The organism is Paenibacillus contaminans, assembly GCF_003285015.1.
Classification (GTDB): Bacteria; Bacillota; Bacilli; order Paenibacillales; family NBRC-103111; genus Paenibacillus_V; species Paenibacillus_V contaminans.
Genome location: NZ_QMFB01000002.1, coordinates 168,328 through 194,443, shown reverse-complemented (window position 1 = coordinate 194,443; position 26,116 = coordinate 168,328). Strand labels below are relative to the sequence as shown.

The following is a 26,116-nucleotide window of genomic DNA, read 5'->3' as shown; positions in this document are numbered from 1 at the left end:
GATTTCATTGCTGTCTGGTAGCGGACAAATGCCGGCGGCGTCTTTGACGTCATGGCGTTTATCAAGAGTCGAGCCACATCCGCGTATACGTTCTGAGACGTTTAACAAAAAAAGAGACGCATAACGAGATAAAGCCTTACTCGTTATGCGTCTCTTTTTCGTTGCTAGCCGAGTCCGCTTTGGCGGGGGCTTCATTGAAAAACGCTCCGCTCCGCAACGTGTCAACAAACTGCTGCAGCCACTCGTAATACTTCTTCGCATGTCTAAACTTGTGCAGATCCTGAAGCGCAAGCTTCCTTTCCTCGTCGGTAATATGCTCCTCAAGAATGATCTCAGTTAACTCGGGAAGCGCTTGAGCAATGGCCTCCGTCATAACATCGACTTCATGCTGAAGCTTATGCGAAAAGAAATGCTGAAACGCACGAAAAAAATCGGTCTCTGCGGCGTACAGTTCTTTTCGATCCTGTTTTTCGTTCAGTTTGTTGACCATCCGGGATTCTACGAGCGCTCTTACAGCGTAGCTCATGTTGCTTTTGCTCATATTCATCTGCGTTTTCATCTCGTCGAGCGTCATCGGTCGGTTCTCAAAAAACATGATGCCGTACAACTGGCCTGACGAATAAGTGGCTCCGTATAAATCCATCGTTTCCGCTATGGCTTCGATCATTTTTTTTCTGATGTGCAGCCGTCGTTCCGTACTTTCCTCGCTTTGAGACACCGGACTGTTCGCTCCCCATAACCGTATATAGGACTCTTAGTATTAAATTCATTTTTTTTTGAACGGATTCTTCTATTATAGCAAAAAAATCGCCATGCAGGTGAGAGCAAAAATGAATGAGGCTTTAACATAATCTTAAACTCCAGTTAACAGTCATTTGACACAAAAGAGACAAAATAAACGTACAATAAAAATTGAACAAAGAGGGAAACCAGATTGAAAAAGCGTGGATATTCAAGTGGATTTAATATTTTTTGAACAAAGTTAAAGAAAATAATAATCGCATCATGTATAGGAGAGATAGAAATGCCGGATTTGATCGTCAACAAGATGCATTATCCCATAAAAGGAATTTTATTTGACAAAGATGGTACGCTGCTGGATTTTATCGGTTTATGGGGGAAATGGAGCGAATCGATGTACCGTCATTATGAGAGTCTTCTTCCCGAAGGAAAAATCGGCTCCCTCTCGGAGCTGTGGGGGACGCTTCACGATGAAACGGGCCGTATCGTCGATTATAGCCGAACGGGGCCGCTTGCGATGGGATCGATCGGCGACCTGCTGGCGATATTTGCCTGGCAAGGCTATCGTCTCGGTCTCCCGTGGGGAGAATCGATGCGACTGGCCAGAGAAAGCAAGCGTCTGGCCGATGAGGAGATGGAGCGGGTTCGGCCCGTCTTTCCTATGCCCGGAATCGTCCCGTTTCTAAAGCAGTGCAGCGAGCAAGGTCTCTCGATCGGCATCGTAACGGCAGATGAGACGCCGGAAGCGGTAAAGCATATGGAATGGATGGGGATTCGTCCTTATTTCAAGACCATTATCGGCAACGACCGGGTGGAGCGGGGCAAGCCTTACCCCGATATGGTCGAGAAGGCCTGTCTGGAATTGGGTTTGGCGCCGTCTGAGGTGGCGGTGATCGGCGACACGAACGGCGATATGCAGATGGGCAATGCCGCCGGGGCTGTCGTGACGATAGGAATCATCAGCGAGAAAGCGGCGTTTGCCGGCAATGGTGTGCTGAAAGATGCGAAGGAGACGGTTTTTTCCTATGATCAGCTTCGCCTGGAGGCGTCGCGGCATGAGGAATGAAAGCAGTTGGGGATGGATACTGCTTATGCTTGCCATCCTGTTCGAGTTATCCGGCACCACGTCCATGAAGCTGTCTGCCGGCTTCACCAAGCTATGGCCGTCCATCCTGATGTTTGTCTTGTACGGCTGCAGCTTTACGCTGCTTACCTTTGCGCTGTCTTACATGAATGTCGGCGTCGCTTATGCGATTTGGTCAGGCGTCGGCATCGTTCTGATTACGCTGGTCGGTGCGGTCCTGTTTAAGGAATCGATCAACCTGAATCAGGTGCTCTGGATATCGCTCATCGTGATCGGTGTTATCGGTCTCAAGATGAGCAGCGATGTTCGTTAAGAGCAGGTTGTGGTCATGGCTGTCACGGTTTTACTCGACCACTCGAGCCATAGGGCGTGTCTGAACACTCGCTCAGGGTCATCTTTCACCGCCTTTTCGCCCTATGCATCGTTCCGTTTGCGCAGGCCGACCCCCGGTACGCCTTCCCAAACGCGCCTTGCCTACCAGGATAAACGCCTTCCGCCCTTTCTGGGGCGGTGCGTTTACCGTAGCGTAATCAGCTCAAGGTGATGCTTAGCATTATTTTCCTGATGGAGGAACGAAAATTCGGCAAAATTGCTCCCTCGGAGTGTCCAGACACACCCTAGCAGGCTCTTCAAATACATATTTTAACCTATGGAGGTTTTCTATGATGAAAAGAATTTCATCTTTTACCCTCGCGTTAACGATGATATTCATGTTGTTGTCGACCGCCGTACACGCCGCTATCCCGCAGTCCCTTATGCCCGAGAACGCAGCAGGAAATGATAATCCTCTGATTGCATCGATCTCATTCGATAATCAGTTACACAATGATGCCGATCCGGAGAATCCGTTGAAAGCAACGGGGACGTACAGTTATGTAGACGGAATCATGCCCGGGACCAAAGCTCTGCATCTGGAAAGCGGAAGCGGCAATTATGTCGGTACGACGAAAAGCTTGCCGTTTGGCGAGGACAGCTTTACCGTATCTTTCTGGTATAAGGGCGACACGAATCAGAACAGCGTCCTTTTATCGAACAAGGATTTCAGCAACGGCTCTAACGCAGGCTGGGCCATTTACACATCGGCGAGATCGGTCAAAATGAATTTGGGATTCCCGAACGCATCCGTAAAAAACATTTCCTTCGGGCGCAACACGTTCGATGCTTCCGATTGGCGTTACGTGACCTTTGTTGTGGACAGAGATAAATTGCTCGCTTCGTTGTATATTGACGGGTACAAAATGGACGATACCCCGATCAGGCGCGGAGCGTTAGATACATCGAACCCGTTAAATATCGGCTGCGACGGACTGGGCAATCGCTGCGGCAATTCATTCGATATAGCGGATCTGAAGATTTGGAAAGGTGCCGTCAGCAGCGATGTCATTCAAGCTAACTATAATAGTTACGGCGGAAATAACGTAGATTTGCAGGCACTTACCGGCAAACTTGCGGAAGCTGATGCAATAATCGCAGGCGGTCTCGGCAACGGCTTCAGCGAAACCGATTTTGATTCGTTGAAAAAGGTTGCGGCTATGGCCAATACGGTCGCGACAACGCAACAACAAAAGTTTTATACGCAGGAAACGATCAATTATTACGAGCGTGAACTGGACAATGCCATCTTCATCTATCAAAAAAGCAATAAAACGTTGACTCCCGCCGACTTGAATATGACGGTGAACAGCGACCCGGAAATCAGCAGCAATCCTGCTGCAATCGAGCGCGTTGAATCCGATATGAGAAAGGCCATGAGCGTATTCCCGCAGGCTGACGTCATGGTGATGCCCGGCGACATTACCGGCGGCAACAATGCCAATGAGTACGTATGGATGGGGCTCATGACGGACGTATACAATAAACTGAAAAATGAGGGCTTATTTGACACGACGAAGTTATATATGGTCAAAGGCAATCATGATATGAACGGCTCCGAAAACTTGATACCTGTCGGTACGGCGGGCGCGTGGAACGAATCGACGAATACGTATGATAACGATTTCTACAACAGTGCCTACAGAGTTAAGATTAAAGGTTATAATCTGATCGGCTTTGACGCTAATATTAACAGCGAGAGTACGGTTGGGAAAGCGAAAAATTACCTCAATCAAATTAAAAGCGAACCGGATTATGATCCGACCAAACCGATATTTGTCATGTCTCACTACCCGATAAGCGGAACGGTGTGGGGATCGGCATGGAGCAGCGCCGCAAGCAATAATTTCGGTCAATTTCTTTCCGGGAACGATTTTTCGCAGGTGTTCTATATGTCAGGCCATACGCAATACGACCCGACCGACGAACGTTCGCTCTATCAAGGCGCGGCTACGTTTCTCGATTCAGGCGCGACATCCTATTCCAGTTATATTGATGGCGGTCCGTACGGCGGCTATATAGAAGGCGCATATATCAATTATAAAACGACGCCTCGCATCTTGAATTTCCTGGAGGTTTACGGTCCGAAACTGATCATTAAACAGTATAACGTCAGTACCAATGAATTTGTCGGCACACCTCGTGTCGTACGCGTTGGCGAAGGCAAAGACGCTTTTACGTATAGCAAAAACAATATTAAAGAACTCATTGCTCCGAAATTCGACGAGGGGATTACGGTCGATTCCCTGACAAGCAACGAAGTGACGTTTACGATCAAGCAAGCAACTGACAATGTGCGCGGTTTGGAATATAACGTTCAACTGATCAACAGGCAAACCGGGGAAGTGGACAAATCGTTCAACAGCCTTTCGCTGCCGCTGGACAAACCCTACGATGAGTACAGGCAATACAAGATTACAGGGTTAATGCCGACAACATCCTATTTACTCCGAATATTCGCTGCAGACGACATGTATAACCGTTCGTACCAGGACGTGGACATTACAACCCCGGGGGCGAAATTAACCGGTATCACAGCGCCTCCAGCGGTATCTGCGAACAACGGGACGGCCAAGACGGCGGCAGCTCTCGGCTTGCCTGCGAATGTAACGATTGTAACCGACGGAGGAAATATTAACGCAAGCGTAAATTGGGATTTAAGCGGTGTCAGCTACGATCCGGCTATCAAGACGGTGCAGACTTTCGCGGTGCCAGGAACCGTAACGCTTCCTTTCGGAGTGGAAAACCCGAACAACGTATCCATGACGACAAGCATTAATGTAACGGTTCAGGCTGCCGGCGTACCTGCCGGTCTATTAACGCTGGACAAGTCCCAGTACCTCCAGGGGGAAGCCATTTCCATGTCTTATTCCGGAGCGGCGGCTCATGGGAAAGATTGGGTCGGTATTTATAAAGCCGGAGCTGTTCCTCCAGGCGCCGGTGTATCGATAACATGGGGTTATTTAAAGGGCGGATCCGGAAAAGTCAGTTTAACGAACGGGCTGGCTCCCGGTATGTATGATGTACTCTATATGCTCAATGACGGGTATGAGATCGTGGCTCGCAAGACATTTGAGGTCGTTCAACGCGTGACGTTAAAAAGCATAACAGCGCCTGCAGCCATCCAGGGAGCGGCGAACGGAACGGTAAAGACGGCAGAAGCCCTTGGCTTGCCTTCCACAGTAGAACTGGTTACCGATAAAGGAAACAAAAATGCCGAAGTGTCATGGGATGTACCTGCGGCCAATTATGATCCTTCTCTTACGATCGAGCAGACCTTCACGGTAAATGGAACGGTTACTTTGCCTGTTGGCGTGCAAAATCCGGATAATGTAGTTTTGACAACAAGCGTCAGCGTGACGGTGCTGCCGGCGTTAACGATGCCTCAATCTACATTGACAGGTTTGCAGCAGGCGGCCGTAGGCCAAACCTTCGAAATCACGATGGGATTGGCCGGCGTTACGCAAAGCGTATACCAGTCGGTATATGCGCAAGATGTGACGCTGCATTTTGATCCGGCGTTTGTGCAGTTCGATTTGGCTGCATCGCTGAACGATGGATTCCAAGTCATCGAGCAGGAGGAGACGGCGCCGGGTCAAATCCGGATTATGGCTGCCAGCTTTGGCGTGGACGTGCCTGCACAAGGCGATTTGCTCGTTTTCAAATTTACGGCCAAGACGGCAACGCAAGCGAGTCACACGACGACAATTTCCGTAGATCAAGTTGTCATTGCGAACGGACAAGGGAATGAGCAGAAGGTCACTGGAGCTTCTCATGAAATCCAGATCATGAATCCCGCAGATAAGTCGCTCTTGAATGCGTTGATCGCAAACGCTCAGACGATGTACAATGCTGCAGCGGAAGGAAACGGAGACGGCTTGTACGTGACTGGCGCCAAAGTGCAATTGCAGTCGGCCATTGAGGCGGCGAGCGCGATAGCGAACGATCCGACTGTCGATCAGCAGCAGGTGGATCAAGCGAAATCCGCATTGGAAGCGGCAGTTCAAGCGTTCAACGCCAAGAAAATAACCGCAGATATCAATGGCGGCGGTGTTACGATCGGTGACTTGGCTATCGTTGCAGCGGTTTACGGCAAGGAGTCCGGTCAGGCGGGCTGGAACGCGAGAGCGGATGTGAATCACGACGGAAAGGTAAACTTGATCGACCTCGTCATTGTCGCTAAAGCGATCTTGAAATAAAAGCTTAAGGAGGGGGGGATGTCTATTCTCCCCCTGATTATTTCGTGTATTTGCGACACAGGTAAACGAGGGGGGGCTAGTGAAACGGAACAAGGAACATACATGGCAGGCGAGTTTTGGCTTTGCGTTTCGACAATCCGAAGGCTCATACCATCCAGGAAACGCAAAACAAGATGCTTGAAGCAGGCCATGTATGTCCTTGTGCAGTGGAACCGGCCTTCCCATCTTGTGTGCCGAATATTTATTGAAAGGACGGAATGTTACGATGCTAAAACAACGATTCTCGCTTAGCCTCGCGTTGCTTTTGACCATACTCGTTTTCCCGCAGGTTGTTGTTCATGCCAAAGCAGCCCCGGCCCCGACTTTTTCTCTTTCGATCTCGGACAAAAACGTTTCCGCAGGCGACGACTTTCAAGTCACGGTGACGGGAAAACAAGTTACCGATTTGTACGCCTATGAAGTGAATGTAACCTATGATTCCAGCCGCTTGAAGTTTGTGAAAAGCATTAGCGGAAGCAACGGCGGCTTTACCGTGGAGCCTGTTGTCAAAGGGAATGCCATTCAACTTGCGCATACGCAATTAGGCAATACGCCCGGCCGGGACGGAGAGGTAAAACTGGCTACGCTGATATTTCACGCAGATAGTCAGGGAAAGGCCGATATTGTACTGGACAGCGTGAAATTGGTGAATTCGAAAATAGAGTCTGCTGTCGTATCAGGCAATAGCTCGGTGTCTGTGAATATAAAAGCATCGAATGGCGGCAGCAATGGCGGTAACAATGGCAACAACGGTAACAGCGGCAACAATGGCAACAATGGGAATGGCGGCAACAATGAAAACACCGGCGGAAACGGGAGTCATGTCATTACAATCGTACCCCAGATGAAGGTCGACCCGGCAACAAACACCGTGACGTCAACCATTGACGCAGCGGTATGGAAAGAGGCCGAAAACAAAGCGAAATCGGATCCGAGCGGTAAGAAAACGATCAGCATTGACGTACAGGAAGCAAGCGGAGCCATTGCCTATGTACAGCAGCTGCCTTCACCTTCCATTTCAACAGGAAAGAAACAATATCAAATTGAAATCAAAACCTCCATTGCCTCTATCTTGATTCCGAGCAACATGTTCAGGGAAAACGAGCTTACCGATAGCGAAGTCGGGCTTCGTATTGCCAGGGCGGATATCGGCAAGTTAGACGAACGTGTACAAAAAAAGGTCGGGGCTCATCCGGTGATTGAGCTTAGCATTCAAGCAGGAGACAAAGTGATCGCCTTCAATAACCCGAAAACGCCTGTAACCGTAAGCATCCCTTATTCTCCTACAGCCGAGGAACGAAAAGATCCGGAGCACATCGTCGTTTGGTATATTGACGGCAAGGGAGATATCCATTCCGTTCCGAACGGAAAGTATAATCCGGCTACCGGCCAAGTGACGTTCACGACGACACATTTCAGCACGTACGCCATTTCGTTCGTACAAAAGACATTTGACGATATCGCTTCTGTGGACTGGGCTAAAAAGCAGATTGAGGTTTTGGCATCCAAAGGCATTATTAACGGCATCGCAGACAATCAATTCGGTCCGGCAAAGCAAGTCACCCGTGCCGATTTTCTTGTGCTTCTGGTACGAACGCTCGATCTGCAAGGACCGGTTGGCGATCGTTTCGCCGATGTTGAAGCGGGCTCCTATTATGACGAAGCTTCCAGGATTGCCAGAGGCATGGGGATTACGGACGGCAGCGGGGATAACGTATTCAATCCGCATGCTTCGATCACGAGAGAGGATATGATGGTGCTGACGGAAAGGGCGCTCAGAATGACGGAAAAATTGACAATCGACGCTTCGCAGACTGAACTCGTTTCCTTCACCGATGCTTCGGAAATTTCCGGTTATGCAGCGAATAGCGTTGCCGCTCTTGTTCAATCGGGGCTGGTCGACGGTTACGGCGGCGGGATTCATCCGAAGGAAACGACAACCCGGGCGGAAGCGGCCAAATTGATGTACAGCATTTATCAATTATAAAAAGAGGTTTAGCAGCTATGAATGTACAAAGGTTCCTCTCCTTGTTCATCCTCTTATTCTTTTTTGGGATTGCTACAACGTCATATGCGCATACCGCAAGCATGGGGTACTCGGTGTTAACCGTCAAAGGGAATCAGATTGACTATGAACTTTTTCTTGATCAAAGAGACTTGCTTCCACAATTCGATGTCAACAAGGATAATAATCTGGAGAATGATGAACTATCTTCGCAAAAAGAAGGGATCGAATCGTTTATAAAAAAAGGACTCCGTATAGAGGTTGATTCGAAGCCCTTGACGATTACGTTACTTTCAATGAAAGTGGAGGAAAAGGGGTCTACTAAAGGCGTCGTGCTTCAACTGCGGTTAATCGCCGATGAAGCGATCGAACAACTGGATCTTCATTATAATCTGGCGTTTGAAGATGCGCTCGTTCATATGAGTGCACTAACTGTTCGTTCAGGGGACTTTTTCTATCAGGATATTCTGGATGTCAATACACAAGGTGTTCAGGTCACTTTACCTCAGTCCGAGAATGACTCCGTTTCTTCCGGGATTGGCTCCGTTTTGTGGAAATATTTTGTGCTTGGAATCGAACATATTTTAATCGGTTATGATCATTTGCTGTTTTTGTTATCCTTAGTATTAATCGCTGCTCGCTTCAAAGATGCAATCAAGATTGTGACTGCATTTACGATTGCCCACAGCATTACCCTGTTCCTGGTGGCGACGGGTCGCCTTCATGTCATCCCGTCCTGGGTTGAAGCCTTGATTGCCTTGTCGATCTGTTATGTGGCGGTGGAAAATCTGTTTGTTCAAAAAGCGAAGTGGCGGTGGATATTGACTGCCGTATTCGGCTTGATTCACGGCATGGGCTTCGCCGGAGCTTTGGCCGAAACGGGACTTCCTAAGAGCAACTTGCTTGGCTCGCTCTTGACGTTTAATTTAGGCGTGGAAGCAGGCCAGCTCATGATCCTGTGTCTGTTGCTCCCTCTCTTGATATGGCTGCGAACGTTCCCCTGGTATCGTAAAATGATGATCTCAACGTCCTGCCTTATTTTTGTACTGGCATTTTACTGGTTGATTGAAAGATTGAAATGAGGGCTGATCGCTTGTGATTGCTAGGCCCAACTAATGGGACGCAAGAGTTGAATACACGTACTACTCGGAGCTGCCCCTTCCGGCTGTTGATCAAAGATCAGCAGTCTTTTTGCTTGCATATTTATCCAAAGAGTTGGGCAATATTTCATGGAAAGGTGGGATGTTCCATGAGGCCTAAGGTGCTTGAGCAAATTCAGGCAAGACTGTTTTATACGGAAGATTTGATCATCCGGGATTTTGATCTATATGGCAAGCCGGCTGTATTAGTGTATATCGAGACGTTATGCGATACGGATAAACTGGAAAGCAGCTTGTTCAAGCAATGGTTCCGTACGAAATCGGATTCTTTCCATAACCTTACAATCGACGAGCTCATTACATCTGCTGTCGTATTTCCATGTACGAATCCGGAAGAGGCCGTTAAAGCGGTACTGGATGGAAAAGCGCTGGTCCATTGCGAGGAAACATGGTACTCCTTAAATGCCGAGCAGAATAATGTCCGTTCGATTCATGAGCCCAACAATGAAAACTCGATTATCGGTGAACGATCCGGCTTTATTGAAAATCTGAATGTGAATATTAATCTTATTCGAAACCGGGCATCCTCCTCACAATTGAAGGTTCGATATCTGAACGTGGGTAAATATTCAGCTCATAAAGTAGCTATATTGTGGCAGGACGGAGTGGCGGATGCACAAATCGTTCAAAAGGTTACAGAACGTGTAAAAGGCCTTAACACTGGAATGGAAGTACATCCAGGCCGTCTACAGAAGGAATTATTAAAAGAGGAGAAGCGATCGCTGTTTCCCCAAGTATTTGGAACAGAGAGAATTGATATGGCAACCAATCTGATTATGAGGGGACGTATTGCCGTATTATGCGAGCAGAGCTCCACATGTCTGATCGTTCCGGTTTCTTTTTATACCTTTCTACGCAGTATCGATTCCGTTCTAATGGAGGATAAAGCAGCAATTGTTTTACAAACGTTAAGAGCAACAGGCCTTATACTGAGCCTTTACATATGCAGCCTGTATATTGCGGTTGTCAGCTTCCATCATGAAATACTTCCTTCGCAAATGGCGATCAGCATTAAAGCTTCATTGGAGAATGTTCCTTACTCGCCGATCGTGGAGGCGGTTCTGATGATCGTTATCTTTCAGCTGATTGCGGAAGCGACGATTCGCCTTCCCTCACAAATCGCGCAAATGGTAGGTGTAGCCGGCGGGATCATTATTAGTGAAGCTCTTGTCAAAATCGGCTTTGTCTCTAATGTTTACATCGTCATCGTAGCTTTATCGGTTATCGGTACTTTTCTTATTCCCACCTATCAGGTGCGTATATTGACGCTAATTCTGCAGCTGTTATTTGTTTTTGCCGCATGGATAGTAGGATTTTATGGGATTACCCTGCTTACTGCTGCTTGTATGGTCCATTTCTTCTCTTTGGAGCCATTTGGTGTTCCATATTATTCACCGATAAGGAGCAAAGCCAAATGAAAACAAAACTGGGGTTGTTTCAGCTTTATTGCATCGTCTTGCAGGCGCAATTTGGCTCGGCTATCATTTCGATCGCCCATGCGGTGAGCGAGAAATCGGGTGCCGGCGGGTGGTTATCCTGCTTGTTAGGCGGTGCTGCTAACAGCCTTTATATTTTTATGTTATGGAAGCTGATGGTGTCAGCCGGAGAACGGAATGTGTTTCAACTAGTGATGCAGCGGCTGGGGGGATTTGGAGGCAGGATCCTCCTGACAATCAATTCTTTGTTCTATTCGTTAATTTTGTTCATCATTTTATCCAATTGGTTGTATACGACGGAACTATGGGCTTACCCGCGAACACCCGAATGGTTTTTAATGCTCACAATATTTGGCGTATGTATTTATCTCGCGCTGCAGCCGATAAGAGTGTACGCTCGTTTTGCGGTATTTTGTACGATGTTTATTCCTCTTTTTATCTTTTTGTCTGGGTATATGCTGAAGGATTGGAATCCCTATCATCTCCTGCCATTATTCGAAGCGGGACCATTATCCTTTCTGGATGGGGCATTTATTGCGTTATGGGGATTAGCGGGAGCGGAAATTATGCTTTTGCTGCCAGGTTATTACACGCATGCAGACAAGGTGAAGGTTCTTCGAGCCGCCTTATTCGCCAATTTGTCAACAACGTTTTTTTATGCGTTCTGTGTATTTTCCTCTATGGCGCTGTTCGGGAAGGAAATGATCGCGTTTATTCGGGAACCTTTGCTGTATCAAATGAAAGCCATTTCCTTAAATGTAATCGAAAGATTTGATTTAATCATTATTTCAATATGGATCCTGTTTATTCTAACGTCATTTTATTCGTATTTCATGCTGATTGTCTCCTCTTTGTCGGCCATGCTTGGAAATCAACAGGAAGCCCCTAAATCCATTACGTACGTCTGCGGTACCGTTTTATTCGCCATTTGCCTTTTCCAGTTAACGGCCGAACAGCTGGATCAAGTACAAACGATGACAAACCGATTTGCGCCTCTTATTTCGTTTGGGTTAATTGCATGCATGCTGCTGTTTGTTTGGCTGACCGGTCTCAAGAACAAACGTGGGGGAAGACGATCACAATTATGAGATTACGACAAACTATGGTTTTATTCTCGTTAACCTTGCTGCTAAGCGGGTGCTGGGATCAAAGACAGCTCAAAAATATCCGGATGGTGCAAACCATTGGCGTTGATTTGTTGGGAGAACAAAAAGTTCGATTATCCATATCCATTCCAACGATGAAGACAGCCATTGAAAGCCAAGGCAGGGTCGTTACGCCTAAAGTAAGCGGAGAAGGACATTCCGTACAGGAAGCAAGTAGCCAGCTCGAGAAAATGGTTTCTCAGCACATGGATCTAAGAGAGACACGGGTTCTGCTTGTCAACAAAGCCTTTGCGGAAAAAAGTCTCTATGAAACACTGGATTATTTTTATCGTGAAGCTCAATTTCCGATAAGCATCTATGTAGCCATTACAGAAAGCTCCGCTAAAGAGATTGTTAATCTGGAGGTTGAGGATCGATCGCTCATAAGCGAGTATTTGTACGATCTGATCGAGAGCAACGAGGAAGAGGGATTAATACCAAAAGAGTCGACTTTTCTGATTTCTTCCATCATGATTTCTCAAGGCTTTGACAACGTGCTTCCTCTCATTGATGTTGTGAGTCAGCAGGAGCGTGCAAAAATCAACGGTTTGGCTTTATTTCACGGAAAACAGATGACCGGAAGCCTTGATTCCAAGCATGCCAGAAGCTTTGTCATGATGTCCAGACATATGTCTTTTGGAACGATGACGGAACAAATTGGTCCGAAGCAAAGCTATTTGACCTTTATCTATAAACGGGCAAAGCATAAAGTAAAAATAACAATGAAGGATCCGATTACAGTCGATATTTACCTTACTCTCAACTGCTTTATGGCTGATAATCCGACCGGTACGCCGTTGAACAAAGCCTTGATCGAGGATATTTCCCGCAAGTTGGAAAAAGTACTGAGCGCCCGTGCGGAGGAAACGATCCGCCAGCTGCAGCAAGCGAATTGTGATGGGCTTGGAATTGGATTGCAAATAAAAGCTTTGCATAATAAGGAATGGAAGACACTGGACTGGAATAAAGAATATCCGAGAATTCAAATCAAGCCTCATGTTCAAGTGAAGATTAAAAATCACGGGCTGCTGAATTAATCAATATGATATCACGGACGGTCGCCCAATCGCAGCGGACCTCATCCGGCGTTTTCAGCAGCTTCAGTGCGGCGTTTATGAACCATCAGCATATGAATATTAACGCTGAGACATAACCGTTGACGACTTCTCCTCATCGTTGTACCATATTCCCATATTGTACTCGAGTACAATCGAGAGGAGCGTATGGTCTTGTCTACAAAAAAACCAAACATTTTGTTTGCCATTGCCGATGATGCCTCGCATATGAGCGCGTACGGCCACCGTTTTGTCTGTACGCCAAACTTTGACCTTGTCGCCAAGGAAGGCGTATTGTTTAACTGCGCATATACGACGAATCCCAAGTGCGCCCCTTCCCGTGCAAGCATAGTGACAGGTATGCATACTTGGCAGTTGGAAGAAGCCTGCAACCATTTCAACGTTTTCCCTTCCAAGTTTGCCCTATATCCGGACTTATTGGAGGAAGCGGGGTATTTAGTCGGCTTCACCGGTAAAGGGTGGAGTCCTGGGGATTGGAAGCGAAACGGTCTGAAACGAAATCCGGCCGGGACCGAATATAACAATATGTGGCTTGATCCGCCAGCGGAGACGAGGATCACCAAAAACGATTACGCTGCCAATTTCGAGGAATTTTTGAGTCACCGGAATGAGGAGCAGCCGTTCTGCTTCTGGTATGGAGGACGCGAACCGCATCGTCCATACATATCCGGAGAAGGGATTCGAGCGGGAAAGAAGCTCGAGGATGTCGATGTGCCGCCATACTTGCCCGATAACGATATCGTCAGAAGCGATCTGCTGGATTACGCGTACGAAATTGAATGGTTTGACAAGCATCTCGGTCTCATGATGGCCAAATTGGATGAGATTGGCGAGTTGGACAATACGCTCATCATCGTTACCTCAGACAATGGGATGCCGTTCCCGCGGGTAAAGGGGCAAATGGTAGATCCGGACTTCCGGTTGCCGTTCGCAGCTTGTTGGAAAGGCGCAGTACCCGGCGGACGCATATCCGATGACCTGATAAGCTTTATCGATATTGCCCCCACCTTCCTTGAAGCGGCAGGCTTGTCGATACACCCTCAAATGAAGGGGAAAAGCTTGGTCGGTCTGTTGAAATCCGGAAAGTTTGGCGTAATCGATAAGGAGCGCAATCGTGTGTACATGGGCCGCGAGCGTCATGACTTGGGTTATGAAAACGATTGGGCTTATCCGGTACGATGCGTTCGAATGGAGCGTTATTTGTACATTCGCAATTTTAAACCTGACATGTGGCCGGCAGGCAATCCGGAGACAGGCTTTACGAATGTAGACAGCTCTCCAACGAAGGATCTCATCCTGCAGCAGCATGAAGAGGGAAAAGATCATTATTACAATTTGGCGTTCGGGAAAAATCCCTCGGAGCAAATGTACGATATTAAGGAGGACCCGTACTGTCTGGACAACTTGGCTGATAAACCGGAATACTTGAAGCTGAAACAATTTCTGTGGGACGATTTAAGCGGTTTGCTGCGGGACACTTGCGATCCGCGATTTTTGGGGGACGGCGATATTTTCGACCGGTATGAATATGTGGGAGATGCCGATCATTCATGGAAGGCGCTTCAAGAGGGGCGCTGGAAAAAACAAAACTATTGACCTATGTATGCCCTCAAGAGGGCCGCAGTCATCCTGCACTCCGGCAGATCTTTGCGGCCCGCAAACGTTTTTGGCAAGTCTGCCCATTCTAGGCGACTTTCAAGATGAGAATGGATGCATTCTGAATCTCTGTACCGCTGATCGTAGTATTTAATACCACATTGCCAGTGGCGTCAAGCTTGGTTAACGAGAGCGTCCCGCCTGCGGATAAGTTTGCAAGTACTTGACCTTGGTAAGGCCGGGTTCCATTGCTTGTGCCATAGTTGCTGAAAGGAACAAGGGCGGCGGGATCGGGTCCGGCGGGGTCAAAAAACAAACCGAACACATTCGCTGTTGTGTCGGGGAATAGCTCCCAACTAATACTGTACACCCCCGTCTCAAGGATATTGAGCGACGTCGCGGAGGTGAACGAAAATGCACTCCCCTGAATAACCGAGTGGTTGAATCGGACGGATTCCCCTTGGGCAATGTTCTGCTCTACCGTGCTGGACACGTAGGCGGCCGAAGCGATGCCGCTCATTCCAGGCGGCCCCGGCGGTCCTTGCGGTGCAATGACATTCACGCTCGGCCTGACGTTTACTCTTGGGCGGGGGCAAGTCACTTTGACGATTTTTTTGCGGATGATGATCTTTTTTTTGCGTTTCTTCTTTTTGCAGCTTTTTTTGCACTTCTTCTTTCGCGGGACGCAGTCGGTAATTATTTCTTCTTTGCAATTCTCATCTATATCGGGACAACTCAAACCAAGCACCTCCCTGCACATGTGCTATATCATACGAGCAGGTTAACGATGTGAGTGGACGTCTAACCAACCGCCGCTAGATTCCAACCTAGTTTAAGAGAAAATGGTCGTTTGTACAATGACAGTCCTCGTTCATATCAGCGGTTGAAAACCCCAACCCACTACCTCCCACACGCGCAAAAGTATAGCCATGCACCTAAGGACCGTCCGTGATTTCGGGACGGTTTTTCTTATTTGATAGCTGCCCACTCAAAGGCATTGCTAGATTCATATAATAACGAGGACGACTCAAACGTAAAGCCTCCGGCAGCCTAAGGGCAGCTGGCGGTTTCTTTTTTTGAGTCGAGCCGATAGGAACGAAATTCAACTTGGAACTGGAGCAGGAAAATCGACGTTCCAACATAAGATTGACATTGTCCTATATTTTGTTGATTATTGTTTTGTAAATCTATATCACGGCGTACCACAAAAGGGCGGAAAACGATGATCACACGCAAGGATGTAGCCAAGAAAGCAGGGGTATCGACGGCCACTGTCTCACGGGTCATGAGCGGATATGCGCATATATCGAAAGAAGTCCGCGATCGCGTACTTCAAGCGGCCGAGGAGCTGCACTATACGCCGAATTTAGCTGCCAGAAGCTTGAAGCTGCGCAAGACGCAAACGTTGGCATGCATCGTTCCCGATATGACGAACCCGTATTTCGTTGAAATCTTCAAAGGGGTACATCTCCGGGCGAAGGAGCGCGGATATCATGCCATTATGGAGGAAACCGATTTTATGAAAGAAAGCTCCGACACCTTAACTGAAAGAAGGGTTGACGGAGCCATCCTGTGCGGCTTTGTCCCGGACGAGACAATTGCTTTTTTGGCCGAGCGGCTTCCGCTCGTATCGCTGCAGTCAAACATTCCCTACTCTCATTGCGGGTCGATTACGGAGGATTTGAAGCAAGCCGCTTCTCGCGCCGTGTGTTATTTGGCCGAGCAAGGACATCGCCGAATCGGCATCATCACAAGGGACAACAGTGCAGGCTTCAGCGGCAATCCGCGTCTGGAAGGGTATTTGGAGGCGCTTAAGGAATGCGGTCTATCGTACAGCGAATCGGATATCGTTTATTATAGAGCGGGCACTTACAGCCAAAAGCTCGGGTATGAAGCGATGAAGGCTTGGATTGCAAGGGGGCTTAACGTATCCGCAGCGCTAGCGAACAACGATTTGGTCGCGATCGGAGCGATTGCCGCAGCGAGCGAAGCGGGTATTCTCGTTCCCGAGGATTTGTCGTTAATCGGTTTCGACGATACGGCAGCAGCCGCTTTCAGCAACCCTCCGTTGACCTCCGTTAAATTGGAAAAGCAGAACAAAGGCATGATGGCGGTTGATATGCTTCTCGATTCCATGGACGGAAAACATGGCAGCTCGATACGCTTGGAGACGGAGCTGATCATCAGAAAATCCGTGAGGAACCTGAACGGCGGGTTTGCCTGACATCCGGGACATAGCGATGGTACGGTTGACGTCATTTGTCGGCCATAGTACCATTATGGAGTATTTTGTACTCGAGTACAATCGAAGAGATAGCGTCGTGCCCAATAAGGACGTCCGCTGGAGGGAAAGCCGTTCAACTAGTAGCCATGTTTAGACAAAGGGTTATATAGGGTGTACAAGGAACGGCAGCGCGAGATCGATCGGAAGACTTGAGGATACCACTCAGGAAAGCGGGACGAAGCATATGAAGATTATTCCCATTTCGCTGCGCATGAATAAACGATCCGTTCGATTCTACAAAATTTTCCTCTCTTATTTGCTACTGGTAGTGTTCTCCCTCTTTGCGATCGGCAGCGTCGTTTATGTCAATATTATCAGCGCATTGCAAAAAGAAGTGGAGCAAGTCCAATTATCCAATGCAACCCAGGTTCGCGATACGCTCGATACCCGTTTTCGGGAACTGCAGCGTATCGCCTTGTTGATTTCGTCCAACCCGCTGCTTTCGCCCTATCAGCTTTCCCAATACGGCTATGATTCCTATCAGGCTGTCGAAGAGTTGAAGAAGTACCACTCCAGCAATTCCTTTATTCATAACGTTATTCTGAACTACGCCGCATCCAGCGCTCCCGCCCAGCGATTGTTTTCAGCAACGGGCGTTTTTGAGGAGGCCGAATTTTTTCGTCATATTTACCGTTATGCGGGCTGGGGACATGTCCCCATGAGGGAGGTCATCCGTTCGTTGAACGGTCCCGTCATCAGACCGGTAGAAACGGTGCTTACATCCAACGGCACGCAAGAGTCGCAGTATGCGACTTACTTGTATCCGCTGCCTGCCTATTCCGGAAAGCCGTACGGCGTGGTCATGTTCATGCTGGATGCCGGCATGCTGCAATCGCTGACCGAACAACTGGTAAGCCGTCCGGGAGCGGCCTTCTATTTGCTTGACGAGCGGGGGAACACGATCTTTGCAACCAGCCGGGAGCAAGCCGGCCGAGGGCTGCCGGAAGCCGACCCCGGCAGCATCCGCTTGTTAACCGATTCCGCAGGCACGGATTCCGCTTCCGTCCATTCGCTTAAAGGAATAAAGTATTCTGTCATAAGACAAGAGCTCACATATAACGGCTGGAGACTGGTTACGCTTGTGCCTGCCTCGCAGCTGCTGGAGAAGGTGGAACAAAGCCGCCGTTTGTTCGGAGGCATCATGCTGGCCGTGCTTGCGGCGGGAGCGGCCACCTCGTTTGTATTGGCCAACAGCAATTACAAGAAGCTGCGGCAGCTTGTGCAATTGTTTTCGGATAAAAAAGAAAACGGTACGCCGAAGGAGGACGGAACGACGGACGAGCTTGTCTATCTGTCCAAAGCGATTCGCCAGTTATCCGGTCAGGAAAGCATGATGTTCAAGCTGAACAGCAAGAAGGGACTGATTCGTGAAAACGTGTTGTTATCTTTGTTTAAGAATAAGACTCAAGCGGCGGAGGAACTGGAGCATTCTTTGGAGCTGGCGGAAGTGAAGTGGGAATACGGCCACTTTATAAGCGTTCTGCTTGTTATAGACGACTACGCTTCTTTTCAAGCGGCGTATTCGGGCTCTATGCAAGAACTGTTCAAATTTTGCATGTTGAATGCTGCGGAAGAGCTTTCCATGGAAATGGGCAGGGGCTACGGCGTCAGCATGCTGGATGACCGCGGCATCGCGCTTGTTCTCAATATACGGCATAGCGGCGATTACAAAAAGCAATTGCAGACTTTTGCGGAAAATCTGCAAGCTTTCTTTCACACGTATTATAAATTTACGCTAAGCGCAGGCATCGGTCGGCTTTACGAGGAGCTCGGAGCCGTAGGGGATTCTTACGAGGAAGCGCGCAAAGCGCTGCATTACCGGTTTATTACGGGCAATCAGGCCGTATTGTTCTATGAAGATGTGCAATCCCGCATGAACGAACAATCCGCGAGATATCCGCATGAAATGGAGGACCGTCTGCTGAAAAGCATCCGGCAAGGAAATATGGAGGAGGCCGAAAACGCGGTTCGCCTAATCCTCTTATGGATCCGCTCGCAGGCGGCCGCGCCGGAAGCGGCGCAGCTGGCAACTATCGGGCTGCTGCACTTGTTGATCAAGCTTTCGGAAGAGATTCTGCCTTTCTCTCCCGATGAACTGTACCCGGATTCGTTATCGCTTAGTCCGCATCATATGGAGACCATCGATATGCTGGAAAAACGGATGATCGGCATCTGCAGAAGAATGTGCGAGCACGTATCCGGGCGGAAGGAAAGCCGCAACGTCAAATTGAGGGACGACATTTTGGTGTTTTTGCAGGAGCGGTATGCCGACAGCTCTTTGACGCTCGAATCGATCGCCGATCATTTCGAGATGTCGGCCTCGTACATAACCCGGTTCGTCAAGGACCAGACCGGCTATTCGCTAATTCGTTATTTGGACCTGCTTCGTATGGACAAGGCCAAGCAGCTTCTTTTGTCGGGCAGTTTGAATTTATCGGAAATCACAAGAGAAGTCGGCTACGTCGATGTGTCCAATTTCATTAGAAAGTTCAAAAAAGCGGAAGGGGTTACTCCCGAGCAGTACAGAAAATTACGGGAAAAGGACTGAAATCGCACGAAAATCCGCGAATGTAAAGAATGGAGGATCGCGGAAATTGCATCGTAAAGGACTGCGTGCGGCAAACCGGTATTGCCGATAGTTTTTCCGGGCGGCGTTTTGTACGCTGAATACAAATATAACGGAAAGGAGGGAGAACCCATGGCTTTTACACCGCCTGCAGATTTCTCCGGACGGCCTTCATCCAAGCGTGAAGTCCGGTCTGCCCGCAGCCGGAGCCTTCGCACGATGGCCGCAAACTGGCAGCTCTATGTAATGATCGCTCCGGTGGTGGCTTATTTTATTATCTTTCACTATTTCCCGATGTATGGCGTACAGATCGCATTCAAGGATTTTATCGCGACGAAAGGAATAACCGGCAGCAGCTGGGTCGGCTTGAAGCATTTCGACCAGTTTTTTCAATCGTATTATGCGGCGCGCATCATCTTGAATACGCTTGGCATCAGCCTGATGCAGCTGGTTATCGGATTCCCGATACCGATTTTGCTTGCCATTATGCTCAATGAAGTAAGAAGCAGCAAGTTCAAGCGAACCGTGCAGACCGTCACTTACGCGCCTCATTTTTTGTCGTCCGTTGTTCTCGTCGGGATGATGGTGACCTTTCTGTCGCCGCGCAATGGAATCGTCAATCTGATTATTGAGCTGTTTGGCGGGGAACGCGTAAATTTTTTCACCGAACCCGGATGGTTTAAGTCGTTGTATGTATTTTCCGACGTTTGGCAGAACATGGGGTGGGCTTCGATCATTTATCTTGCCGCCTTGGCGGGAATTGATCCTCAGCAGTACGAGGCCGCCACGATTGATGGAGCAAGCAAGCTGAAAAAAATTATGTACATTACGATTCCGGGACTAATGCCTACCGCGATTATTTTGCTGATTTTAAACGTGGGCACCTTAATGAGCGTCGGATTCGAGAAGGTGTTTCTGATGCAGAACGACCTGAATCTCGATTCTTCGGAGATCATTTCGACCTATGTGTACAGAAAAGGGCTGATCGGCGCCCAATACAGCTTCAGCGCAGCCGTAGGCTTGTTCAACTCGGTTATCAATTTCATATTGTTGATTTCGGTAAACAGCCTGTCCAGGAGGGTCAGCAAGACCAGCTTATGGTAAATAAATTAGCTTGTAAAACGGTTTTCGCCGGCCGGGAAAAATACAAAAAGCTAGCTAAGTGTGATTGAGGAGGAACCCGTATGGCCAAGAGAGGGATCCCTCTAAGCAGAGGTGACCGCATATTTGATTTTGTCAATATTGCTTTGCTGACCGTGATCTTGATTATCGTGCTCTACCCGCTCTATTTCGTGTTGATTGCATCCGTCAGCGATCCGGTTCTCGTACTGCAGGGGAAGGTATGGTTTATGCCTGAAACCTTTAGCTTCGAGCCCTATATGCGCGTATTTCAAAATGCGGATATTGTAACCGGTTACCGGAACGTCATTCTATATACGGTTGTCGGGACTTTGGTGAATCTAATCTTAACCGTCGCCGGAGCGTATCCGTTATCCAGAAAGGATTTTGCCGGAAGGAATGCGATTATGCTGCTCATTACGTTCACCATGTTTTTCAGCGGCGGCATTATCCCGACTTATATGGTTGTCCGCGATCTCGGTCTTGTCAATTCGTTCTGGGCACTGATTTTGCCGGGGGCGGTTTCGGTATGGAATTTGATCATCATGCGCACGTTTTTCCAAAATACGATCCCGACGGAGCTGCAGGAGTCGGCCTTTATGGACGGCTGCTCCAATTTCAGGCTGCTGATCAGCATCATTTTGCCGCTTTCGATGCCGGTCGTCGCTGTCGTTACGTTGTATTACGCGGTCGGACACTGGAATTCTTATTTCCAGGCGCTGATATATTTGTCGGACCGAAGCCGGTACCCGCTGCAAATGTTTTTGCGCGAGCTGCTGATCCAGAACCAAATGCAAAATATGATGGAAACCGACTCGGAGTCGATGGCTAAGCAGGCCCTGATGGCGGAAGGCCTAAAATACGCGGTAATCGTGGTATCCAGTTTGCCGGTATTATGCTTGTACCCTTTCCTTCAGCGGTATTTCGCCAAGGGCGTCATGATCGGAGCCGTGAAAGGATAGGCAAGAAGGTGTAGTCAAACAAAGGAGAGATAAACGGTGAATAATCGGCATAAACCATTTTGGCTTGGAACGGCTTCGATGTTCTTGTTCGTCGCTTCGGCCTGCTCGACGGGCGGAGGAACGGGCGATACGCCGTCAGCTTCGGAAAAACCGCCGGCTTCGGGTAAAGAAATCAATGTAGACGGGTTTCCGATCGTGAGCGCTCCGATCACAATTACCGCGATGGGAGCCAAATTCGCCACTCACGGCGAATGGAAAGACATGAAGGTGCTTACCGAATATGCGAAGAAAACGAATATTACGGTCGACTGGCAAACGGTGCCGGACAACGCTTTTGTGGAAAAGCGCAATATTGCGCTAGCGGGAGGCGAGCTTCCCGACATGTTCTACAGAGCCCGTCTATCCTCTTATGATGAGGTCAACTATGGCTCGCAAGGCGTACTCATACCGCTTAATAAGCTGATCGATCAATACGCTCCGAATTTGAAAGCGTTGTTCGAGAAATATCCCGAGGTGAAGAAAAGCATTACGGCCCCGGACGGAAACATATACTCGCTGCCGCAGATCACCGATTATTTGGCGCCCCGGATCGGAGCCAAGCCTTTTATTAATAAAAAGTGGCTGGATCAATTAATGCTGCCTATACCGGCTACGACCGAGGAATTGTACCAAACCTTGAAAGCATTCAAGGAAAAGGACCCGAATGGCAACGGCAAAGCGGATGAGCTCGGCTGGTCGGGAGACAAAGGGTTTCTGTTGTTCGACGGTTTGCGCGGAGCTTGGGGACTCGGAAACGCCGGAGGAAAAAATGCCAATATCGATATCGGACCGGACGGCAAAATCCGCTTTTATACGATGGACGTCAAATACAAAGACCTGCTCGAATATATGAATCGCTTGTACAAGGAAGGCTTGATCGACAAAGAGGTATTTACTCAAGAAGCTCCGCAGTTTTTGGCAAAAGCGGCGGAAGGGACAGTCGGCATGATGCATCCGTCGAATCCGAGCGTAGCGGGACCAAGCTACCAGGAGGATTATGTGTCTTTGCCTGCCCTGAAGGGTCCGGACGGCGATCATCTGTACTCGCAGGTCAGTCCGTTGACGGCGAGTACGGGGACCTTCGCAATCACGAAAGCGAATAAGCATCCCGAAGCGACGATCCGCTGGGTCGACTATTTCTACGGAGCGGAAGGCTCCAAGTTTTTCCGGATGGGCATCGAAGGAGAGACGTATGAAACGCTGTCTGACGGCAGCGTGAAATATTTGGACGTCATCTCCAAAAACCCGAAGGGCTTGAATCTCGATCAGGCGATCGGCCAGTATTCTCCATGGCCCGGGGGCGGGCTTCCCCAGCTGATTACCGAAAAATTCGACAAAACCGGGAACAGCCATCCGGCCGCGATTGCTTCCGCCAAGCTGCTGGAGCCCGACATTCCGAAAGTGATTTTGCCGAGTTTCATGTTTACGAATGAGGAGCAGGACCGGTTAAATGCGTTATCCGGCGACATTACCAAATATGTTACCGAATCGAGAGTCAAATTCGTTACGGGCGCGATGCCGTTGTCCGCTTACGATAGCTATGTCGGCACCTTGAAGAAGATGGGTGTGGACGAATATATAAAAATATACCAGCAGGCGTATGACCGTTATATGAAAAATTAGGTTGTATGCCTTCATGAGGCGGATACGATGAACATTGTCTATTTTCATACCCATGATACGGGGCGTTATATTCAGCCTTACGGCTATGCCGTTCCGGCTCCTCATTTGCAGCGGCTGGCGGAAGAAGGATATGTATTCCGCCAGGCGTTTTGCGCCGGTCCCACCTGCTCGCCGAGCCGGACGGGGCTGCTGAGCGGTATGGCTCCCCATTCCGCCGGCATGCTCGGACTTGCCCATCGGGGGTTCCGAATGAACGACTATTCCCGTCATCTCGCTTCTTTCTTGAGCCGTTCCGGCTATGAAACCGTTTTGAGCGGGGTACAGCACGAGGTTTCTGCAGATCAGATCGAGCTGCTGGGTTATACGCGCAACTTGAACGCGCTGAATACGGAGAAATCCCGCGAAGCAAGAGACTTAAAATCTGCCGGACTGGCAGCGGATTTCATCCGGGGGCCTCATGACAAGCCGTTCTTCGCTTCGGTCGGCCTGTTCAACACGCATCGGACGGAAGCGGACTTTCCGGAGACGAGCCACCCGGTAGATCCTCGTTATGTGATGCCGCCGCATCCGATGTACGACTCTCCGCAAAATCGAGACGATATGGCCGGATTTATCGCTTCGGCGGCCGTCGTCGACCGGTGCGCAGGCATCGTTTTGCAGGCATTGGAGGAGTCCGGGCTTAAGGACGATACGATTTTTATTTATACAACCGACCATGGCATCGCATTCCCGCGAATGAAATGCAATCTGTACGACACGGGAATCGGGGTATCGCTGATTATGCGGGTGCCGGGCAGAGAGCGGGGGCTTGTCGTCGATTCCCTCGTGTCGCAGCTTGACTTGTTTCCGACGTTATGCGAGCTGTTGGGCTTGAAGAAGCCGGTTTGGCTGCAAGGGCGTTCGCTGGTCCCTCTTCTTGACGGCACTTCGGCGGAAATCCGCAGCGAGGTGTTCGCCGAAGTGACCTATCACGCCGCGTACGAGCCGATGCGCTGCATCCGGACCAAGCAATATAAGCTGATCCGTTTCTATGACGATCACGATGAATTTGTCATGCCGAATATCGACGATGGCTACAGCAAGCGTTTTCTGGTGGAGCATGGGTTCCGCGAACGCAGAAGAGCGAAGGAAATGTTATTCGACCTGTACCTGGATCCGGTGGAGCGCGAGAATGTCATCGATGACCCGGCTTACGGGGAAATAGCCAAAGACTTGTCCGGCCGGCTGCAGAATTGGATGGAGCGTACGGGCGATCCGCTGCTGGCAGGCAATCCGGTGCCGCTTCCTGAGGGAGCTTGGGCGAACAGCCGCGAGGAGCTGAACCCGTCGTAAGCGGAAGCTGCGCGGTTGTGACCTCGGATAGCGGCATGCCGTTTCCGCAGGTGAAGGGACAAATGTACGAGCACGATTTCAAGCTGCCGCTAGCCGTTCGCTGGGGCGATTCAGTTCCGGCCGGCCTGACGGACGCCGACGAAAGAACAGATCCTGAGCAACAAGGCTGCAGAGGAAACGATCTGCAGCCTTGTTAAGCTAAACGGGTAGTTTAAAGCTATAAGTCGAACCAAAGAAACATTGCGGAAGGCAAAATGAAATGGACTTCCATCCAAGCGGATCAAAACGGTTATGGTCAGTATGTTATGATGTTGTCTGTGCGATTCGAATTTTTCGGTAGTCTTTAGGTGTAAGAACACGATGCTTTTTAAAGGACTGGATAAAGTGATTGACGTGATTGAAGCCCACTCTTCGGGCTATTTCGGTTATCGTATACTCCGTCGTTTCTAACAACTCGCAGCTCTTTTTAATCCGATACTTAATCAAGTAATCGTAAGGAGTCATCCGGATGCTTTTTTTGAAGCTGCGAGTGCACTCCGAAACGCTCAAATGGGCTACGTCGGCAATTTCGTTCAAAGTAATAGGAAGCGTATAGTTTTGGTGGATAAAGCTAAGCATCAATTGCAATCTCTCTTGTTGGAGTCTGTTGTATTTATAAGATTCCTCCGAAGATAACGATATATTGGAGATTAGAATCAGCCATAGCTGGACCGTATGGATTGCGATCTCATATTGCCATCCCCATGATTCTTTCCTTTCAAATTTCTTCTTCATCTCCCAAAGGATTTGTAGGATTTGTTCTTGCCACTCCGTTTCTCCTCTGATTTCCAATGATAATAAGTATGAATTGGTGTAAGGAAGGACATGGTTCCTTTCCATAGTGCTATCCGAATAAAAGGCGAGCAGCTTCTCCGGAAAATTAAAGCTCACATATTCACCGTCATGACTTAGGTGGGTAACCATGTGCAGAACGCTTTTATTGATAAAAATGGCTTGACCTGTTCGTAAGCTGTAATCTAAACCGTTAATTCGTATCGTAAGATTCCCTTTGGTCACTAAGGTCATTTGTAATTCTTCGTGCCAATGAAGATCGTTTACTCCCCTGCCTGCCGGAATGGAGCCCTTGTTCGAATGAGTGTACATGATGTAAGGGAAGGCCTCGTCAGGATATCGAATGGCTTCATGCAGTTGTTTTTTCAAGAGGCACGCTCCTTATATTGACGATATATCGATATTAAATAGAGATATTATTACACAATTCAAACATCCGTGATGATATTATTATATTCAGCTTCGACATCTCTTTACAACTCTGTGCACAGGTTACGTCGTCGAACA

Annotated in this window: 19 protein-coding genes; 16 read left to right on the top strand and 3 right to left on the bottom strand. The window is 48.8% G+C overall.

From position 1 onward, the window contains the following. Positions 1-136 precede the first annotated feature (136 nt). Positions 137-667, bottom strand: a complete 531-nt coding sequence (locus DQG23_RS05155) for a GbsR/MarR family transcriptional regulator (protein WP_420330210.1) — start codon at positions 665-667, stop codon at positions 137-139. 357 nt (positions 668-1,024) lie between these two features. On the opposite strand from DQG23_RS05155, the gene DQG23_RS05150 reads away from it, so the two are divergent. From DQG23_RS05150 to DQG23_RS05110, 9 genes are all read left to right on the top strand, one after another. Beyond that, positions 1,025-1,807, top strand: a complete 783-nt coding sequence (locus DQG23_RS05150; RefSeq protein WP_113029743.1) for an HAD family hydrolase — start codon at positions 1,025-1,027, stop codon at positions 1,805-1,807. Continuing rightward, the gene (locus DQG23_RS05145; protein WP_113029742.1) at positions 1,797-2,138 is read left to right on the top strand and encodes a DMT family transporter; all 342 of its coding nucleotides are present in this window, start codon (positions 1,797-1,799) and stop codon (positions 2,136-2,138) included. Before DQG23_RS05150 ends, DQG23_RS05145 begins: the two co-directional genes overlap by 11 nt. Positions 2,139-2,487: 349 nt before the next feature. After that, positions 2,488-6,396, top strand: coding sequence for a LamG-like jellyroll fold domain-containing protein (locus DQG23_RS05140; protein ID WP_238177755.1), 3,909 nt, complete (start codon positions 2,488-2,490; stop codon positions 6,394-6,396). Between the two features lie 265 nt (positions 6,397-6,661). Next, complete coding sequence (locus tag DQG23_RS05135) at positions 6,662-8,422, top strand: S-layer homology domain-containing protein (protein ID WP_158560309.1); 1,761 nt, start codon at positions 6,662-6,664, stop codon at positions 8,420-8,422. 17 nt (positions 8,423-8,439) lie between these two features. Further along, positions 8,440-9,522 carry a HupE/UreJ family protein gene (locus tag DQG23_RS05130; protein ID WP_113029740.1) on the top strand — a complete coding sequence of 361 codons (1,083 nt, stop codon included), beginning with the start codon at positions 8,440-8,442 and terminating at the stop codon, positions 9,520-9,522. Positions 9,523-9,635: 113 nt separating this feature from the next. Further along, positions 9,636-11,018, top strand: a complete 1,383-nt coding sequence (locus DQG23_RS05125) for a spore germination protein (RefSeq protein WP_146762249.1) — start codon at positions 9,636-9,638, stop codon at positions 11,016-11,018. Beyond that, positions 11,015-12,124, top strand: coding sequence for a GerAB/ArcD/ProY family transporter (locus tag DQG23_RS05120; RefSeq protein ID WP_158560308.1), 1,110 nt, complete (start codon positions 11,015-11,017; stop codon positions 12,122-12,124). Before DQG23_RS05125 ends, DQG23_RS05120 begins: the two co-directional genes overlap by 4 nt. After that, the gene (locus DQG23_RS05115) at positions 12,121-13,218 is read left to right on the top strand and encodes a Ger(x)C family spore germination protein (RefSeq protein ID WP_158560307.1); all 1,098 of its coding nucleotides are present in this window, start codon (positions 12,121-12,123) and stop codon (positions 13,216-13,218) included. Before DQG23_RS05120 ends, DQG23_RS05115 begins: the two co-directional genes overlap by 4 nt. A 192-nt stretch (positions 13,219-13,410) precedes the next feature. Continuing rightward, positions 13,411-14,853, top strand: coding sequence for a sulfatase family protein (locus tag DQG23_RS05110; protein WP_202865868.1), 1,443 nt, complete (start codon positions 13,411-13,413; stop codon positions 14,851-14,853). A gap of 88 nt (positions 14,854-14,941) precedes the next feature. On the opposite strand, the gene DQG23_RS05105 is transcribed toward DQG23_RS05110, so the two are convergent. Further along, on the bottom strand, positions 14,942-15,592 hold the full coding sequence (locus DQG23_RS05105; RefSeq protein WP_238177754.1) for a collagen-like protein: 651 nt from the start codon (positions 15,590-15,592) through the stop codon (positions 14,942-14,944). Positions 15,593-16,075: 483 nt separating this feature from the next. Between DQG23_RS05105 and DQG23_RS05100 the strand changes: the two genes are divergently transcribed. The 7 genes from DQG23_RS05100 to DQG23_RS05070 all read left to right on the top strand — a co-directional run bounded on the left by DQG23_RS05100 (position 16,076) and on the right by DQG23_RS05070 (position 24,975). Then, positions 16,076-17,077 carry a LacI family DNA-binding transcriptional regulator gene (locus DQG23_RS05100; protein WP_113029735.1) on the top strand — a complete coding sequence of 334 codons (1,002 nt, stop codon included), beginning with the start codon at positions 16,076-16,078 and terminating at the stop codon, positions 17,075-17,077. Positions 17,078-17,321: 244 nt separating this feature from the next. Further along, entirely contained in the window at positions 17,322-19,685 is a 2,364-nt protein-coding gene (locus DQG23_RS05095; protein ID WP_113029734.1) for a helix-turn-helix domain-containing protein, read from the top strand. Positions 19,686-19,835: 150 nt separating this feature from the next. Continuing rightward, the gene (locus tag DQG23_RS05090) at positions 19,836-20,807 is read left to right on the top strand and encodes an ABC transporter permease (protein WP_113029733.1); all 972 of its coding nucleotides are present in this window, start codon (positions 19,836-19,838) and stop codon (positions 20,805-20,807) included. Between the two features lie 80 nt (positions 20,808-20,887). Beyond that, positions 20,888-21,784: a carbohydrate ABC transporter permease gene (locus DQG23_RS05085; protein WP_113029732.1), complete on the top strand. Its 897-nt coding sequence runs from the start codon at positions 20,888-20,890 to the stop codon at positions 21,782-21,784. A 36-nt stretch (positions 21,785-21,820) separates the two neighbouring features. Continuing rightward, on the top strand, positions 21,821-23,446 hold the full coding sequence (locus tag DQG23_RS05080; protein WP_113029731.1) for an extracellular solute-binding protein: 1,626 nt from the start codon (positions 21,821-21,823) through the stop codon (positions 23,444-23,446). Positions 23,447-23,473: 27 nt separating this feature from the next. Continuing rightward, on the top strand, positions 23,474-24,778 hold the full coding sequence (locus tag DQG23_RS05075) for a sulfatase family protein (protein ID WP_113029730.1): 1,305 nt from the start codon (positions 23,474-23,476) through the stop codon (positions 24,776-24,778). A gap of 17 nt (positions 24,779-24,795) precedes the next feature. Then, entirely contained in the window at positions 24,796-24,975 is a 180-nt protein-coding gene (locus DQG23_RS05070; protein WP_113029729.1) for a hypothetical protein, read from the top strand. Positions 24,976-25,081: 106 nt separating this feature from the next. On the opposite strand, the gene DQG23_RS05065 is transcribed toward DQG23_RS05070, so the two are convergent. Then, on the bottom strand, positions 25,082-25,978 hold the full coding sequence (locus DQG23_RS05065; protein WP_113029728.1) for an AraC family transcriptional regulator: 897 nt from the start codon (positions 25,976-25,978) through the stop codon (positions 25,082-25,084). Positions 25,979-26,116: the final 138 nt, after the last annotated feature.